The 15,968-nt window shown below is 70.9% G+C and carries 13 protein-coding genes; 5 read left to right on the top strand and 8 right to left on the bottom strand.

The window, feature by feature from the left end; translation table 11 throughout:
• Positions 1-61: 61 nt before the first annotated feature.
• The 3 genes from ACYUED_RS32120 to ACYUED_RS32110 are packed head-to-tail and all read left to right on the top strand — an operon-like array spanning position 62 to position 1,983.
• Positions 62-601, top strand: coding sequence for a hypothetical protein (locus ACYUED_RS32120; protein ID WP_491287780.1), 540 nt, complete (start codon positions 62-64; stop codon positions 599-601).
• Positions 598-1,056, top strand: coding sequence for a ferritin-like domain-containing protein (locus ACYUED_RS32115; protein WP_491287779.1), 459 nt, complete (start codon positions 598-600; stop codon positions 1,054-1,056). The genes ACYUED_RS32120 and ACYUED_RS32115 overlap by 4 nt, the downstream gene beginning before the upstream one ends.
• Positions 1,057-1,083: 27 nt before the next feature.
• The gene (locus ACYUED_RS32110; protein WP_491287777.1) at positions 1,084-1,983 is read left to right on the top strand and encodes an aminoglycoside phosphotransferase family protein; all 900 of its coding nucleotides are present in this window, start codon (positions 1,084-1,086) and stop codon (positions 1,981-1,983) included.
• Positions 1,984-2,083: 100 nt separating this feature from the next.
• On the opposite strand, the gene ACYUED_RS32105 is transcribed toward ACYUED_RS32110, so the two are convergent.
• From ACYUED_RS32105 to ACYUED_RS32075, 7 genes are all read right to left on the bottom strand, one after another.
• Complete coding sequence (locus ACYUED_RS32105) at positions 2,084-3,787, bottom strand: proline--tRNA ligase (RefSeq protein ID WP_491287775.1); 1,704 nt, start codon at positions 3,785-3,787, stop codon at positions 2,084-2,086.
• 99 nt (positions 3,788-3,886) lie between these two features.
• Complete coding sequence (locus ACYUED_RS32100; RefSeq protein WP_491287773.1) at positions 3,887-4,453, bottom strand: GNAT family N-acetyltransferase; 567 nt, start codon at positions 4,451-4,453, stop codon at positions 3,887-3,889.
• 53 nt (positions 4,454-4,506) lie between these two features.
• Positions 4,507-5,355 carry a GNAT family N-acetyltransferase gene (locus ACYUED_RS32095; RefSeq protein ID WP_491287772.1) on the bottom strand — a complete coding sequence of 283 codons (849 nt, stop codon included), beginning with the start codon at positions 5,353-5,355 and terminating at the stop codon, positions 4,507-4,509.
• Between the two features lie 254 nt (positions 5,356-5,609).
• Positions 5,610-6,767: a flavodoxin-dependent (E)-4-hydroxy-3-methylbut-2-enyl-diphosphate synthase gene (ispG, locus tag ACYUED_RS32090; RefSeq protein ID WP_491287770.1), complete on the bottom strand. Its 1,158-nt coding sequence runs from the start codon at positions 6,765-6,767 to the stop codon at positions 5,610-5,612.
• A gap of 198 nt (positions 6,768-6,965) precedes the next feature.
• Positions 6,966-8,258, bottom strand: a complete 1,293-nt coding sequence (locus ACYUED_RS32085; protein WP_491294529.1) for a M50 family metallopeptidase — start codon at positions 8,256-8,258, stop codon at positions 6,966-6,968.
• 8 nt (positions 8,259-8,266) lie between these two features.
• On the bottom strand, positions 8,267-9,550 hold the full coding sequence (gene dxr, locus ACYUED_RS32080; protein ID WP_491287768.1) for a 1-deoxy-D-xylulose-5-phosphate reductoisomerase: 1,284 nt from the start codon (positions 9,548-9,550) through the stop codon (positions 8,267-8,269).
• Between the two features lie 95 nt (positions 9,551-9,645).
• Positions 9,646-11,580: an acyl-CoA dehydrogenase family protein gene (locus ACYUED_RS32075; RefSeq protein ID WP_491287765.1), complete on the bottom strand. Its 1,935-nt coding sequence runs from the start codon at positions 11,578-11,580 to the stop codon at positions 9,646-9,648.
• Between the two features lie 511 nt (positions 11,581-12,091).
• On the opposite strand from ACYUED_RS32075, the gene ACYUED_RS32070 reads away from it, so the two are divergent.
• Together ACYUED_RS32070 and ACYUED_RS32065 are read left to right on the top strand one after the other, a co-directional pair.
• Positions 12,092-13,105 (top strand): LacI family DNA-binding transcriptional regulator, encoded by a 1,014-nt coding sequence (locus ACYUED_RS32070; RefSeq protein WP_491287764.1) that lies wholly within the window; start codon positions 12,092-12,094, stop codon positions 13,103-13,105.
• A gap of 55 nt (positions 13,106-13,160) precedes the next feature.
• The gene (locus ACYUED_RS32065; protein ID WP_491287762.1) at positions 13,161-15,209 is read left to right on the top strand and encodes a glycoside hydrolase family 31 protein; all 2,049 of its coding nucleotides are present in this window, start codon (positions 13,161-13,163) and stop codon (positions 15,207-15,209) included.
• 69 nt (positions 15,210-15,278) lie between these two features.
• Here the strand turns inward: ACYUED_RS32065 and ACYUED_RS32060 are convergent, their stop codons facing one another.
• Complete coding sequence (locus tag ACYUED_RS32060) at positions 15,279-15,908, bottom strand: chorismate mutase (RefSeq protein WP_491287759.1); 630 nt, start codon at positions 15,906-15,908, stop codon at positions 15,279-15,281.
• Positions 15,909-15,968: the final 60 nt, after the last annotated feature.

Raw genomic sequence — 15,968 nt, 5'->3', positions numbered from 1 at the left:
CGTGATCACCGGCGGCCCTTCCCGCCCGTGTGTTCGTACGAGCTCCCCGAGGACGTCTCCCGTGCCGCACCCCCCCGCACCGCGCACCCCCTCGGGGCCGCGCAGAAGATCCCTGCTCGCCTCGGCCGCCGGCGCCACCCTGCTGGTGGGCTGCTCCAGCGGTTCCGAAGACTCCGGGGAGAGCACCGGTGGCAGCCCGTCCGTCATCCAGAAGGCACGCGCGCTTGCGGCCCGGGAGAGCGTGGGGATGCTCGGACGGTACGACGCAGTGATCGCCGCGCATCCCGCGGTGTCGCAGCGGCTGGGGCCGCTGCGGGCGGAGGTCGCACGGCACACGGAGGCGTTCGGGGGGACGGTCGGCAGGGCCTCCTCCCCCACGGCGCCGGAGACCTCGGCCCCGGAGACCTCTGCGTCCCCCTCGGCCGCCGAGCCGGTGAGCGAGAAGGACGCCCTGGCGGAGCTGGCCGCCGCCGAGCGTGCGCTCGCCGACCGGCGGACAGCGGCGCTCCTCGACCTGCCGGGCGAGCTGGCACGGCTGCTGGCCTCGGTGGCGGCGGCAGGGGCGGCGCACGCGTATCTGCTGACGGAGGGTGCCAGGTGAGCGACCAGAAGGAGCTGAAGGCCCTGCAGGCGGCGCTGGCCGCCGAGCACGCCGCGGTGTACGGCTACGGGGTCGTCGGCGGCCGGATCGGCGCGGACCGGCGCGTGGAGGCCCGCTCGGCGTACGACGCGCACCGGGCCCGGCGTGACGCACTGGTGCGCGAGGTGCGGGACCTGGGCGGCACGCCGGTCGCCGCGGCACCGGGGTACGCGCTGCCGTTCCCGGTGCCGGACCCGGCCGCGGCCGTGCGGCTCGCCGCCGAGCTGGAGGACCGGGTGGCCGGGGTGTATTCCGACCTGGTGCGGGCGACGGGGGGCGAGCGGCGGCGCTCGGCGGCCGGGGCGCTGCGGGAGGCGGCGGTGCGGGCGGTGCGCTGGAACGGCGAGAGCGTAGCCTTCCCTGGGCTCGCCGAGCGGGCGGCCACCGCCTCGGCCTCGCCGGCTCCCAAGGCGTGACGCGTACTGGAAGGGAACGACTCGCGCATGGTTTTCGCACCGCCGCAGCGTCTGGTGAGGGCGCTCGGTGAGACGGCACCGGACGGCGACGACTGGCTGGAGAAGCTGCCCGACGCGGCCCAGCAGGCTGTCGCGCTACGCGAGTTGACCGTCGAGCGGGTGCAGGTGCCCGGTGGGCGCAGCAGCCTGGTCGTGCTGGTGCGGCGGCCGGACGCGACCCCCGCCGTGCTGAAGCTGGCCCCCCGCCGGGCCCGCCCGGAGAGCGAGCGGCGCGCTCTCGCGCACTGGGGCGGGTCGGGTGCCGTACAGCTGCTGGACGAGCCTGAGGCCGAGGGTGTGCTGCTGCTGGAGCGGCTGTATCCGGATGTGTCCGTGCGGTCGTTGCCCGAGGCGAAGGCGCTGCTGGAGGCGGCGGGGACACTGCGGCGGCTGTGGGTCGAGCCGCCGGCCACTCACTCCTTCGAGACCGTCGCCGAGCGGACGGGCCGGCAGGCGCAGGCGATGCGGGTGACCGCGTCCGCGGTGGCGGAAGTGGCCGTGCTGGTCGATGCCGCGGTGGGGGCGCGCGAGGAGTTGCTGGTGGCGCCGCCCGAGGATCGGCTGCTGCACGGGACCTTTCGGCAGAGCAAGGTGCTCGCCGGTGAACGGATGCCCTGGCTGGCAGTTGGGCCCGATCCGGTGGTGGGTGAGTGCGCGTTCGATCTGGCGCGGTTGGTGCGGGATCGGGTGGAGGACCTGATCGCCTCGCCGTCGGGGGCGGCGACGACGCGGCGGCGGGTGAAGCGGTTGGCCGAGTCGCTGGACGTGGATCAGGAGCGGCTGCGGGGGTGGACGCTGTTCCGGGCGGTGGAGTCGGGAGTGCGTGCGCTTCGGGTGGGGCGGCCCAGGGATGCCGAGTTGTTGCTGGAGTTCGCCGGGTGGCTCTGAGTTCGTTGCGTACGCCGGCGTCGCTCTGAGAGCCGGGCCGTCCCCGCCGTAGTGACGCTCTGTCGCGCCCTACGGTCGGGGGACGGCCCGAGGAGTGTCCTTACGCGGTGAGGCGGGCGATCGCCTCGTCCACGGTCAGCTCCTCGCGCTCGCCGCTCCTGCGGTCCTTCAGCTCCAGGACGCCTTCGGCGGCGCGGCGGCCCGCGACCAGGATCTTCGGTACGCCGATCAGCTCGGAGTCGGTGAACTTCACGCCCGGGGAGACCCCGGCGCGGTCGTCGACCAGGACGCGCAGACCGGCCGCGCGCAGCTTCTCGGAGACCTCCAGCGCCAGCTCGATCTGCTGGGCCTTGCCGGCGGCGACGACGTGCACGTCGGCCGGGGCGACCTCGGCCGGCCAGCACAGCCCCTGCTCGTCGGCGGTCTGCTCGGCCAGTGCCGCGACCGCGCGGGAGACGCCGATGCCGTAGGAGCCCATGGTGACGCGGACCGGCTTGCCGTTCTGGCCGAGGACGTCGAGCTTGAGGGCGTCGGCGTACTTGCGGCCGAGCTGGAAGATGTGGCCGATCTCGATGGCACGGTCGAGCTTGAGGCCGGTGCCGCACTTGGGGCACGGGTCGCCTTCCTGGACGACCACGACGTCGACGTACTCGCCGACCTCGAAGTCACGGCCCGCGACGACGTTCCTCGCGTGCGTGGCGTCCTTGTTGGCGCCGGTGATCCAGGAGGTGCCGGGGGCCACGCGCGGGTCGGCGATGTACGTGACCTTCTCGCCCAGGCCCTGCGGTCCGACGTAGCCGCGGACCAGGTCCGGGCGGCCCGCGAAGTCCGCCTCGGTGACCATCTCGACTGCCGCTGGGGCGAAGTGCGCCTCGACCTTGCCCAGGTCGACCTCGCGGTCACCGGGGACGCCGACCGCCACGATCTCGCCGTCGACCTTCACCAGGAGGTTCTTGAGGGTGGCGGAGGCGGGGACGCCGAGGTGCGCGGCGAGGGTCTCGATGGTCGGGGTGTCCGGGGTGGGGATCTCCTCGACCGCGGCCGCACCGGCGGCGTCCACCGGCTTCAACTCGTAGGTGATCGCCTCGGTGTTGGCCGCGAAGTCGCAGTTCGGGCAGTCGGCGAAGGTGTCCTCGCCGGCCTCGGCCGGGGCGAGGAACTCCTCCGACTTGGAGCCGCCCATCGCGCCCGCGGTCGCGGCGCAGATGCGGTAGTCGAGGCCGAGGCGCTCGAAGATCCGCTGGTAGGCGTCGCGGTGCAGGGCGTAGGACCGGGCCAGGCCCTCGTCCTCGGTGTCGAAGGAGTAGGAGTCCTTCATGAGGAACTCGCGGCCGCGCAGGATGCCGGCCCGCGGACGGGCCTCGTCGCGGTACTTGTTCTGGATCTGGTAGAGGACGACCGGCAGGTCCTTGTAGGAGGACGCCTGGTCCTTCACCAGCAGGGTGAAGATCTCCTCGTGGGTCGGGCCGAGCAGGTAGTCGCCGCCCTTGCGGTCCTGGAGGCGGAACAGTTCGGGGCCGTACTCGTCCCAGCGGCCGGTCGCCTCGTACGGCTCCCGGGGCAGGATGGCGGGGAGCAGCACCTCCTGGGCGCCGATCGCGTCCATCTCCTCACGGACGATCCGCTCCACGTTGGCGAGGACCTTCTTGCCGAGGGGGAGCCAGGACCAGATGCCGGCGGCCGTGCGGCGGACGTAGCCGGCGCGGACGAGGAGTTTGTGGCTGAGCACCTCGGCGTCCGCCGGGTCGTCACGCAGCGTCTTGGCCATCAACTGGGACATGCGCTGGACCGGTGCGTTCGCCATGGTTCTCGTACTCCTGCCGGGTAAGGGTGATGGCAAGGAGGTTAGCCGGGGGGCCGGTTCCGGTGGAAATCGGTTTGGGCCTGGTCCGGAAGAGAGGGCCTAACGGCGCCGCAGGGGCAGCGGGGCGCCCATCACGGCATACGGTTTCGGGGCGCTCGGGAAGAGGACCTGGCGGGCCAGGTCCTCGTAGCCGAGGGAGTGGTAGAGGCCGCGGGCGGGGCTGTCCACGTCGATCGCCGACAGGATCGAGCGGGGCTCGGAGGCGGCGTCGGTGATGTTCGTGATCAGGGTGCGGCCGATGCCGAGGTTCTGGTGGCCGGGGTGGACGTGCAGCTCGGTGATGACGAAGGAGTCGTCGAGCCAGTCTTCGTGTCCCCGCGCCCGGACGTAGGGCTCCACGACGGTGGACCACCAGTGGGCGCGGTCGTTGGGCATGCCGTAGACGAAGCCGACGAGGCGTCCTGCGACGGTGGCGCCGAGCGCCCTGGCACCGGGGTAGGTCATGTGACGCAGCACGATCTGGCGGCGTACGGCCACCTCGTCCGCGCCGAGACCGAAGGCGACGGCCTGGACGGCCAGGGCCTCGTCGACGTGGGCCGAGAGGTCGAGGGGGCCGATCACGATGTCGTCGGGGCGGCGGCGGTGACCGTGACCGGGAAGACGCATGTGGGGAGCGTACAGGGATCGTCCGAGCGTCAGAACAGCCCGTGACGTGCCCTCTAGAAGAGGACGCTCATGAACGCGCCGACCTCCTGGAAGCCCACCCGCTGGTACGCCCTTCGCGCCGGGGTGTTGAAGTCGTTGACGTAGAGGCTGGCGATCGGGGCCACGTCCGCCAGCGCGTACCGCAGCACGGCGGCCATGCCCGGCGCCGCGAACCCGCGTCCCCGGTACTCGGGGGCCACCCACACGCCCTGGATCTGGCAGGCCCGGTCGGTCGCCGCGCCGATCTCCGCCTTGAAGACGACCTTGCCGTGCTCGTCGAGGCGGGCGAACGAGCGGCCGGAGCCGACGAGTTCGGCGACCCGGGCCTGGTACAGCAGTCCGCCGTCCCCGGCGAGCGGCGAGACGCCGACCTCCTCGGTGAACATCGCCACGCACGCCGGCATGATCGTCTCCATCTCGTCCTTGCGGATGCGGCGGACGTAGGGATCCGGGGCGATGTCGGCGGGCATGCTGTCGGTGATCATGAGCGGCTGGTGGGGCCGGACGTCCCGGGCGGGACCCCAACTGGGTTCGAGCAGCCGCCACAGCAGGGTGGTGGCGTCGACGGGGCCGACGATCGACGAACAGCGACGGCCTGCCCGGCGCGCGCGGTCACCGAAGGCGCGCACGGCGCGCGGGGTGGCGCAGATCGGGACCAGGTTGGCGCCCGCGTAGCACAGGGAGGTCAGCATGCCCTCCTCGTAGAAGCCCCACATCTCGCCGCCGAGCCGCCACGGGTCGAGGCCCGCGACCTGGACCCTCGACGTCACGAAGGCGTTCGCGACCGGCTCGCGGTCGAGGACGGCGAGCGCGGCGTCCAGGTCGCTCGGTTCGAGCACCCGTGAGGTGGTCTGCGTCAACACGTGCGGGCCCTCACCCTGAGGTTCTGCTGATCTGCGCACTGTACCTGCGGAAGCTGAGCCGCGCCGCCCCCCTATTGGACTGCTGTCCGTTGTCAAGTGGCCCTTGGCTGAGGTGCCGTCGCTGGGGGCTGCCGCCCCCGGCCCCCGGCTTCGGCCTGAACGGCCTCGTCCTCGAACCCCGGACGGGCTGAAGGTTGCCGACCTGCGCTCGAAAAGTCCCGTCAGCCCGACGTCTTCCTCAGCCCGAAGTTCGCTCAGCCCGCCACTGAGACCGACGGCTCGCCCGAGGGGGTGCCGTCCGCCTCCATCTGCTCGGCCAGCTTCATGGCCTCCTCGATGAGGGTCTCGACGATCTTGGACTCGGGGACGGTCTTGATGACCTCGCCCTTGACGAAGATCTGGCCCTTGCCGTTGCCGGAGGCGACGCCGAGGTCGGCCTCGCGGGCTTCGCCGGGGCCGTTGACGACGCAGCCCATGACGGCGACGCGGAGCGGGACCTCCATGCCGGTCAGGCCCGCGGTGACCTCCTCGGCCAGTTTGTAGACGTCGACCTGGGCGCGGCCGCAGGACGGGCAGGAGACGATCTCCAGGCCGCGCTGCTTGAGGTTGAGGGACTCCAGGATCTGGTTGCCGACCTTGACCTCCTCGACCGGCGGTGCCGAGAGGGAGACGCGGATGGTGTCGCCGATGCCCTGCGACAGCAGCGCGCCGAAGGCGACGGCCGACTTGATCGTGCCCTGGAAGGCCGGACCGGCCTCGGTCACTCCGAGGTGCAGCGGGTACTCGCACTGGGCGGCGAGCTGCTTGTACGCCTCGATCATCACGACCGGGTCGTTGTGCTTGACCGAGATCTTGATGTCCCGGAAGTCGTGCTCCTCGAAGAGGGAGGCTTCCCACAGGGCGCTCTCGACGAGGGCCTCGGGGGTCGCCTTGCCGTACTTCTGCAGCAGACGCCTGTCCAGGGAGCCGGCGTTGACGCCGATGCGGATCGGGGTGCCGTGGTCCTTGGCGGCCCGCGCGATCTCCTTGACCTTGTCGTCGAACTGCTTGATGTTGCCGGGGTTCACCCGGACCGCGGCGCAGCCGGCCTCGATCGCCGAGAAGACGTACTTGGGCTGGAAGTGGATGTCGGCGATCACCGGGATCTGCGACTTCCTCGCGATGGTGGCGAGCGCGTCCGCGTCGTCCTGCGTCGGGCAGGCCACCCGCACGATCTGGCAGCCGGACGCGGTGAGCTCGGCGATCTGCTGCAGGGTGGCCCCGATGTCGGACGTACGGGTCGTGGTCATCGACTGCACGGACACGGGGGCGTCGCCGCCGACCGCCACGGATCCGACCTGGATCTGCCGGCTCTTCCGCCGCTCGGCAACCCTGGTCGGAACGGACGGCATGCCGAGAGAAATCGCAGTCATCTGTTGTGCAACCCCAAGTCGTGGATCAAGGTCCGGTCCCGGAACAACGGGCTCCAGGCTTCGAGATTACGGCACGTGCAAGGGCCCCAGCACTCCCCCACCTCGAACCACTCGGCGGGGGACCCCCACGGCCGTAAACCCGCCCAATGGAAGACGGCCTGCGACAGAGCGTCGCAGGCCGCCACAAACTCCATGTGACTAGGTGATTTTCACCGGGTTGACAACGTCCGCCACGAGGACGAGAAGGGTGAAGCAGACGAAGATCCCGGCCACCACGTAGGCGACGGGCATCAGCTTCGCCACGTCGAAGGGGCCGGGGTCCGGCCGGCGCAGCACCTTCGCCACGTTCCGGCGCAGCGCCTCCCACAGCGCACCCGCGATATGGCCGCCGTCCAGCGGCAGCAGAGGGAGCATGTTGAAGAGGAACAGGGAGAGGTTGAAGCCCGCGACCAGCATCACGAACATCGCCAGTTGCTGGGTGGCCGGGATGTCCAGGGTGAAGATCTCGCCGCCCACGCGGGCCGCGCCGACCACGCCCATCGGGGAGTCCGGGGCTCGCTTGCCGTCGCCGAAGGCCGCGTCCCACAGGCCGGGGATCTTGCCGGGCAGGGCCGCGATGGAGTCGACGGCGTCACCGACGCGGTCGCCCATCCAGGTCAGGGACTGGCCGAAGTCCTGTTTGACGATGCCGGTGGCCGCGCTGAAGCCGAGGAAGCCGGCGGTGACGTACTTGCCCTCGACGATCTGGCCGCTGGAGTCCTTCCTGGCGACCTGGTTGCTGGCGATCGTGGCGTGGAGGGTGACCTCCTTGCCCTTGCGGTCGACCACGATCGGGACCGCCTTGCCGGGGGTGGAGCGGATCAGGTCGGAGAGCCTGTTCCAGTCGTTGGTCCGGACGCCGTTGAAGGCGAGGATCTTGTCACCGGGCTTCAGGCCGGCCGCCGCGGCCGGGGAGGCCGCGTCGCCCTTCTTGCACGTGTCGCGGTTCTCGCTCTGGGCGATGACGCACTGGGAGACCGAGCTGACCGTGGTGGTCTGCTGGGAGATGCCGAAGCCCATGAGGACGGTGAGGAACAGCGCCACCGCCAGGATCAGGTTCATGAACGGGCCCGCGAACATCACGATGACCCGCTTCCAGGGCTTGCGGGTGTAGAAGAGGCGGGTCTCGTCGCCCCGCTGCAGCTCCTCGAAGGCCGCCGAGCGGGCGTCCTCGATCATGCCGCGCCAGGGCGATGTGGAGCGGGCCTCCAGCCTGCCGTCGGGTCCGGGCGGGAACATGCCGATCATGCGGATGTAGCCGCCGAAGGGGATGGCCTTGATCCCGTACTCGGTGTCGCCCTTCTTCCGCGAGAAGATGGTCGGGCCGAAGCCGACCATGTACTGGGGCACGCGGATGCCGAAGAGCTTGGCCGTGGACAGGTGCCCCAGCTCGTGCCACGCGATCGAGACCAGCAGGCCGAACGCGAAGACGACTATGCCGAGGATCATCATCAAGGTCGTCATGCACGCGCCTCCACGGTCGCCGTCTGTCCTGTCAGTTCCCTGGCCCGGGCCCGTGCCCAGGTCTCCGCTTCGAGGACGTCCGAGACGGTGAGTGGGGTTCCCGTACGCGGGGTGCCGTGCTCCTCGACGACCCGGGTGACGGTCTCCATGATCCCGTTGAACGGCAGTGCACCGGCGCGGAACGCCTCGACGCACTCCTCGTTGGCCGCATTGAACACCGCCGGGGCGGTGCCCGCGAGCTGTCCCACGTGCCGGGCGAGGTTCACCGACGGAAAAGCGTCGTTGTCGAGCGGGAAGAACTCCCACGTGGACGCCTTGCTCCAGTCGAAGGCGGGCGCCGCGTCCGGGACGCGCTCGGGCCAGCCGAGGCCGATGGCGATGGGCCCGCGCATGTCGGGGGGCGTCGCCTGGGCGATCGTGGATCCGTCGGTGAACTCAATCATCGAGTGAACATACGACTGGGGATGCACGACGACCTCAATGCGGTCGAAGGGAATGTCGTACAGCAAGTGTGCCTCGATCACCTCCAGGCCCTTGTTGACCAAGGTCGCGGAGTTGATCGTGATCACCGGGCCCATCGCCCAGGTGGGGTGGGCGAGGGCGTCCTCGACGGTGACGCTCGCCAGTTCGGCCTTCGTACGGCCGCGGAAGGGGCCGCCGGACGCCGTGACGACGAGCTTGCGCACATCCGCGCGCGTGCCGGCCGCGAGCGCCTGGAACAGGGCCGCGTGCTCGGAGTCGACCGGGATGATCTGCCCGGGCTTGGCCAGCGCCTTGACCAGCGGGCCGCCGACGATGAGCGACTCCTTGTTGGCGAGAGCGAGGGTGCGGCCCGCCTCCAGGGCGGCGAGGGTCGGGGCGAGACCGATGGAGCCGGTGATGCCGTTCAGGACGGTGTGGCAGTCGGACGCCGCGAGCCGGGTGGCCGCCTCCGGCCCGGCGAGGATCTCGGGCAGCGGCTCTCCCGCGCCGTACAGGCCGGCCAGCGCCTCGCGCAGCTGCGGTACGACGTCCTCGCGGGCGACCGCGACGGTCCGCACCCGGAGCCGGTGGGCCTGCTCGGCGAGAAGGGCGATCCGGCCGCCGTTGGCCGAGAGCCCGGTGACCTTGAACCGGTCGGGGTTGCGCAGCACGAGATCGATGGCCTGGGTGCCGATCGAGCCGGTGGAGCCGAGGATCACCACGTCCTTCGGGCCGTCGCCCGCCACGGGGTCGTAGACGAGGTGCGGGTCGGCCAGGGCGTGGGGCAGAGACCCTGAGGGGGCTGGACTGTCGCTCATCCCTCCATTGTTGCCGTAAGGACCGTGTGTGAGGACAGTGCGTCCCCCTCATCCCCCGCACGGGGGGCCGAGAGGGACGTCCTGTCATGGGTCGATCACCGGATCGGGCGGTGGACGTTCTCGTGTTCGGAAGGCCCGGGGTCCGCCGCGGCGATCCACGGTCCCTCGCCCGAGGGGTCGACGATGCCCTCCTCCAGCCACTCGTAGGTGCCCGACATGATGCCCTTGACCAGCTTGCGGTCGAGGTCGTCGGTGTTGGTCCACAGACGGTTGAAGAGTTCCTCGACGCGGATGCGGGACTGGCGGCAGAAGACGTCGGCCAGCTGGTAGGCCTCGCGGCCGTGCAGGCCCTGGCTGCGCAGGAGTTCCGCCCGTACGCAGGCCGCGCTCATCGCGAACAGTTCCGCGCCGATGTCGACGATGCGGCCCAGGAAACCCTGCTTGGTCTCCATGCGGCCCTGCCAGCGGGACATGGCGTAGAAGGTGGAGCGGGCCAGCTTGCGGGCATTGCGCTCGACGTAGCGCAGATGCCGGGACAGGTCCACTTCGTGGCGGAACTCGCCGTAGGTACCGGGGAGTTGGCCCTGTCCCGCGACGAGCTTCGGGAGCCACTTGGCGTAGAAGACACCCGCGTTCGCGCCTGCCTTCGCCTTGTCCTGGAGGGACTTGTCCGGGTCGATGAGGTCGCCGGCCACCGAGAGGTGGGCGTCGACGGCCTCGCGCGCGATCAGCAGGTGCATGATCTCGGTCGAGCCTTCGAAGATGCGGTTGATGCGCAGGTCGCGCAGGACCTGTTCGGCGGGGACGGCCCGTTCGCCGCGGGCGGCCAGGGACGCCGCCGTCTCGAAGCCGCGGCCGCCGCGGATCTGGACGAGTTCGTCGGCGATGAGCCAGCCCATCTCGGAGGCGTAGAGCTTGGCCAGCGCGCCCTCGATGCGGATGTCGTTGCGGTTCTCGTCGGCCATCTGCGAGGACAGGTCCAGTACGGCCTCCAGGGCGAAGGTCGTCGCGGCGATGAAGGAGATCTTGGACCCGACCGCCTCGTGGTGGGCGATCGGCTTGCCCCACTGCTCGCGGGCCGCCGACCACTCGCGGGCGATCTTCAGGCACCACTTGCCGGCGGCCACGCAGGAGGCGGGGAGGGAGAGCCGGCCCGTGTTGAGGGTGGTGAGCGCGATCTTGAGGCCCGCGCCCTCCGGACCGATGCGGTTCGCCGCCGGGACCCGGACCCGGTGGAAGCGGGTGACGCCGTTCTCGATGCCGCGCAGGCCCATGAAGGCGTTGCGTTTCTCGACGGTGATGCCGGGCGAGTTGGTCTCGACGACGAAGGCGGTGATGCCTCCCTTGTGGCCCTCGCTCTTCGGCACCCGGGCCATCACGACCAGGAGGTCGGCGACGACGCCGTTGGTGGTCCACAGCTTCACCCCGTCGAGGACGTAGTCGTCCCCCTCGGGCACCGCCGTCGTCGCGAGCCTGGCCGGGTCGGAGCCGACGTCCGGCTCGGTCAGCAGGAAGGCGCTGATGTCGGTGCGGGCGCACCGGGGCAGGAACTGCTCCTTCTGCTCGGGGGTGCCGAACAGCTTCAGCGGCTGCGGCAGGCCGATCGACTGGTGCGCCGACAGCAGTACGCCGATCGCGGGGCTGGCCGAACCCGCCAGCGCGAGCGCCTTGTTGTAGTACACCTGCGTGAGACCGAGACCGCCGTACTTGGTGTCGATCTTCATGCCGAGGGCACCGAGTTCCTTGAGGCCGTTGATGACCTCGTCGGGGATGCGGGCCTCGCGCTCGATCAGCGCGCTGTCGACCTTGGTCTCGCAGAAGTCGCGGAGCTTGGCGAGGAACTCCTCGCCGCGCTGCACGGCCTCCGTGGAGGGCATGGGGTGCGGGTGGACCAGGTCGAGCCGGAAGCGGCCCAGGAACAGTTCCTTGGCGAAGCTGGGCTTGCGCCACTCCTGTTCCCGGGCCGCCTCCGCCACCTGGCGGGCCTCACGTTCGGAGACGGTGGGTTTGGTGGTGGGGCTGGCGGACATGAGGGTCACCTCGCCGCGAATCGGGGTCTTGGGCCGTTTTGGTTACCGACGGGTGCTACTCGATCGTATGTACCCGATCCCGGACGACCCCACCACCCTTTGCGCAGCCGTTCGGCCGATGTTGACGGAGTACGCCTCGGTGTCCAGCCGCCCCGCACCCTTGAAGACCTGGGTGCCGGACCCGGTTCCGGAGGCCTGTCTGTCGTCTCCGGGGGCATTGGTCCGGACGGGTGCCCGGTGGACCTGATCCAGCGCGGCTGCCGTACTCGGTGCGGTGGTGTTGCATCGGCGGCTCTTCCGGGGGAATGTTCGGGTGCGACCCCTCCGTGGCCGCTGGGAGCCGGGGGAGGTCGCCGGTCCGCGAGAAACGACACCTCGGAAAAGAAAGGTGTCGAAGCGCTTCGATGACCTATGGACACCTACCCTCGGTAGGGCTAGTGTCGAACCACCCCCACCCGCCCATACTCGCAATGCGCACTGTCGAAGCGCTTCACACCGCTGGGAGAGCTGGATGGTCACCCTCGCCGAGGTCGCCCAGCACGCCGGAGTCTCGGCGAGCACGGTGAGTTATGTCCTCAGCGGCAAGCGGTCCATCTCCACGACCACCCGGGAGCGGGTCGAGCAGAGCATCCGCCATCTCGGCTACCACCCGAACGCGGGCGCGCGGGCCCTGGCCAGCAGCAAGTCGAACATCATCGCGCTGATGGTCCCCCTGCGCACCGACATGTACGTGCCGGTGATGATGGAGATCGCCATCGCGGTCGCCACCACGGCCCGCACGCACGGTTACGACGTCCTGCTGCTGACCGGTGAGGAGGGCCCCGACGCCGTGCGCCGGGTCACCGGCAGCGGGCTCGCCGACGCGATGATCCTGATGGACGTCGAACTCGACGACGAGCGGCTGCCGTTGCTGCGCGCCACCGACCAGCCCTCCGTGCTCATCGGGCTGCCCGCCGACACCAGCGGACTGACCTGCGTCGACCTCGACTTCAAGGCGACGGGCGCGTTGTGCGTCGAGCACCTGGCGATGCTCGGCCACCGGGACATCGCTGTCATCGGCGAGGCCCCCGGGGTCTACGAGCGGCACACCGGCTTCGCCGAGCGCACCCTCGACGGACTCCGCTCCCGGGCACGGGAGTTGGGCATCGGGGTGCTGCACCGGCCGTGCGAGGGCGGTTACGACGCCATGGCCGTCACCCTCGCCCGCATCCTCGACGAGCGCCCTGGCACCACCGGCTTCGTCGTGCAGAACGAGCAGGCCGTCGAGCCCCTGCTCGGCCTGCTGCGCCAGCAGGGCCGTGCCGTGCCCGAGGACGTGTCGGTGGTCGCGGTCTGTCCGGACCAGGTCGCCGTGCAGGCCTCGGTGCGGCTGACGTCCGTCGCCATCCCCGCGCAGGAGATGGGCCGGCACGCCGTGGAGCGTCTGGTCGCCAAGCTCGAAGGCCGAGGGACCGACGAAGTCGTTCTGATCTCCCCCGAGTTGACGGTCCGGGCGAGCACCGGCCCGGCCCCGTCCGGTACCTGACAGTCCCGTGCCCGCGCGGCACGCCCCTGTCTGCACTCCTTCAGGAGCACCCCTCGTGAATCAGCCTGCCGGAATTCAGCCCAAGGTCAGTCTTGCGCAGTCGTCTCCCACCCTCGGCACGTTCCGCGAGCGGGACGGCGCTCTGGAGTGGAGCGGGCGCCAGGAGACGGTACGGGTGGAGCCCTGGGGCCCGGACGCGGTCCGGGTGCGGGCCCGGCTCGGTGGACCGATCCTGGACGGACTGCCGGGGGCCCTGCTCGAAGAACCGCCGGCCGGCGAGAGCTCGGTGAAGATCGGTGACGCGGAAGGACAGCTGACCGTGGGCGCGCTGACCGTCCACGTCGACGCGGAGGGCCGGATCCGCTTCCTGCGCAGCGAGGACTCCGCCGAGCTCCTCGCGGAGGAACGCGCCCACTTCTGGTGGCCGGGCTCCCGCCTCTACACCTCCGTCGGAGGCGGCCACCACCGCCTGGAGCAGCGCTTCGCGGCCTACGACGACGAGAAGCTGTTCGGCCTCGGCCAGCACCAGCACGGCCGCTTCGACCAGAAGGGCCTGGTCCTGGACCTGGTCCAGCGCAACGCCGAGGTCGGCATCCCGGTGCTCTCCTCCAGCCGCGGCTACACCCTCCTGTGGAACAACCCGGCGATCGGCCGCGTGGAGCTGGCGCACAACGGCACCCGCTGGGTGGCCGACTCGGCCCGCCAGATCGACTACTGGATCACCGCGGGCGCCCCGGCCGACGGCCAGCGCCGCTACAGCGCGGTGACGGGACGTACGCCGATGCTGCCGCAGTGGGCGGCCGGCTTCTGGCAGTGCAAGCTGCGCTACCGCACCCAGGAAGAACTCCTCGCGGTGGCACGGGAGTACAGGCGCCGGGGCCTGCCCATCACCGCCATCGTCTGCGACTTCTTCCACTGGACGCATCTGGGCGAGTGGAGGTTCGACCCGAGCGAGTGGCCGGACCCCGCGGCGATGGTGCGTGAGCTGGAGGAGCTCGGCATCAAGCTGGTGGTGAGCGTGTGGCCGTCCGTGTCGCCGCTGAGCGAGAACCACCCGGTGATGGAGCAGCGCGGCTACTTCATCGGCACCCAGTACGGCCCGATGGCGCACGCCGACTGGCCCGACAAGGGGGTCGCCTCCACCGTCCAGGTGGCCTTCTACGACGCCACGAACCCCGATGCCCGTGAGTTCGTGTGGTCCAGGGTCAAGGAGAACTACCTGGAGCCGTACGGCATCACGGCCTTCTGGCTGGACGCCTGCGAGCCGGAGCTCAAGCCCGGATTCCAGGAGAACCTGCGCTACTGGACGGGCCCCGGCCTGGAGGTCGGCAACAGCTACCCGGCCGAGAACTCCCGCACCTTCTACGAGGGTCTGCGGGCGTCCGGCTCCGGCGACGACGAGATCATCACCCTCAACCGCTCGGCCTGGGCGGGCAGTCAGCGCTACGGCGCCGCCCTGTGGTCCGGCGACATCGGCACCGACTTCCCGACCCTGCGCCGCCAGATCGCGGCCGGTCTCAACACGGCCCTGTCCGGCATCCCCTGGTGGAACACGGACATCGGCGGCTTCCACGGCGGCGACCCTGACGACCCGGCGTACCGCGAAGTGATGGTCCGCTGGTTCCAGTTCGGCGCCCTGTCCCCGCTGATGCGTCTGCACGGCTTCCGCGACCCGGGCATGCCGCTGGGCCCGGAGATGACCGGCGGCCCGAACGAGGTGTGGTCGTACGGCGAGGAGGCAGGCGCGATCCTGGAGCGGTATCTGCGGCTGCGCGAGCGCCTCAAGCCGTACGTCCTCGACGTCATGCGGGAGGCGCACGAGGAGGGGTTGCCGGTGATGCGGCCGCTGTTCCTGGAGTTCCCGGAGGACCAGGCGGCCTGGTCGGTCGACGACGCGTACCTGTTCGGACGGGATCTGCTGGTCGCCCCGGTGCTCACGGCCGGCGCCACCGCCCGCACGACCCATCTGCCGGCGGGGGCGACGTGGACGGACGCGTGGACCGGTGAGACGTATGAGGGCGGTGCGGCCGTGACGGTCGACGCACCGTTGGACCGCATCCCGCTGTTCTTGCGGGATGCCGCGCGGCTTCCCGTGGCGGAGTAGACGCCCGGAGAGGGGAGTGCGGCCGGTCCTCCGGGGGCAAGGACCGGCCGCACCGCTGTGCACGTGTGGTCAGCCGGCGCAGATCGAGCGCAGGGCGCGGACCAGGGCGCGGGTGTGCAGGCCGTCGAGCTGGTCCTCGTAGTGGACCTGGAAGGCGGCGAAGGCGAGCTCCGGCCGGCAGGTGAACGCGTCGCGGTCGGCGGCGGTGCCGGCGAGGGCCTGGACGAGGGCGGTGTTGACGCGGTTGATCTCCTGGCGGACCACGCTCAGGTCGGGCCGGGTGGTGGGCGCCTGCTCCGGGTGGTCGGTCCAGCGCTGGAACAGCGCCCGCTGCACGAGCTTGTTCGCCTCGATCTGGTCGCGGAAGATCACCCGGACCTCATCCGGGTCGGCGCCGAGCTGCACGGCCTGGGCGGCGACGGAGTCGAGGACCTGCTGCTCGCGGGCGGGGTCGTCGATGGGGCTGTCGGTGCCCCACTTGGCCGCGGCCACCAGATCGGCGGTGGCGAGGCGTTCGGCGGCGAGTTCGGCGATCGGGTGCAGGGCGGTCGGGTCGGTGACGGAAGCCGTGGTCCGTATGTCGGCCGCCCCGCGAGCCGGGGTGACGGGAGCCGCGGCCGCGGTCGTCGCGGTGAGGGCGACGGCCGCGGCGGCGGTAAGGGTGGTCAGGAGACTTCGCAGGGGGGTGGTGTTTCGCATGCGCCCATGAAACCCCACGCGCCCTTCCTCATGATCAAAGGGTGGGTCAACTGCTGTTGA

It is taken from the genome of Streptomyces sp. DF42, from assembly GCF_058267695.1.
This window is presented reverse-complemented; position numbering and strand designations above follow the sequence as displayed.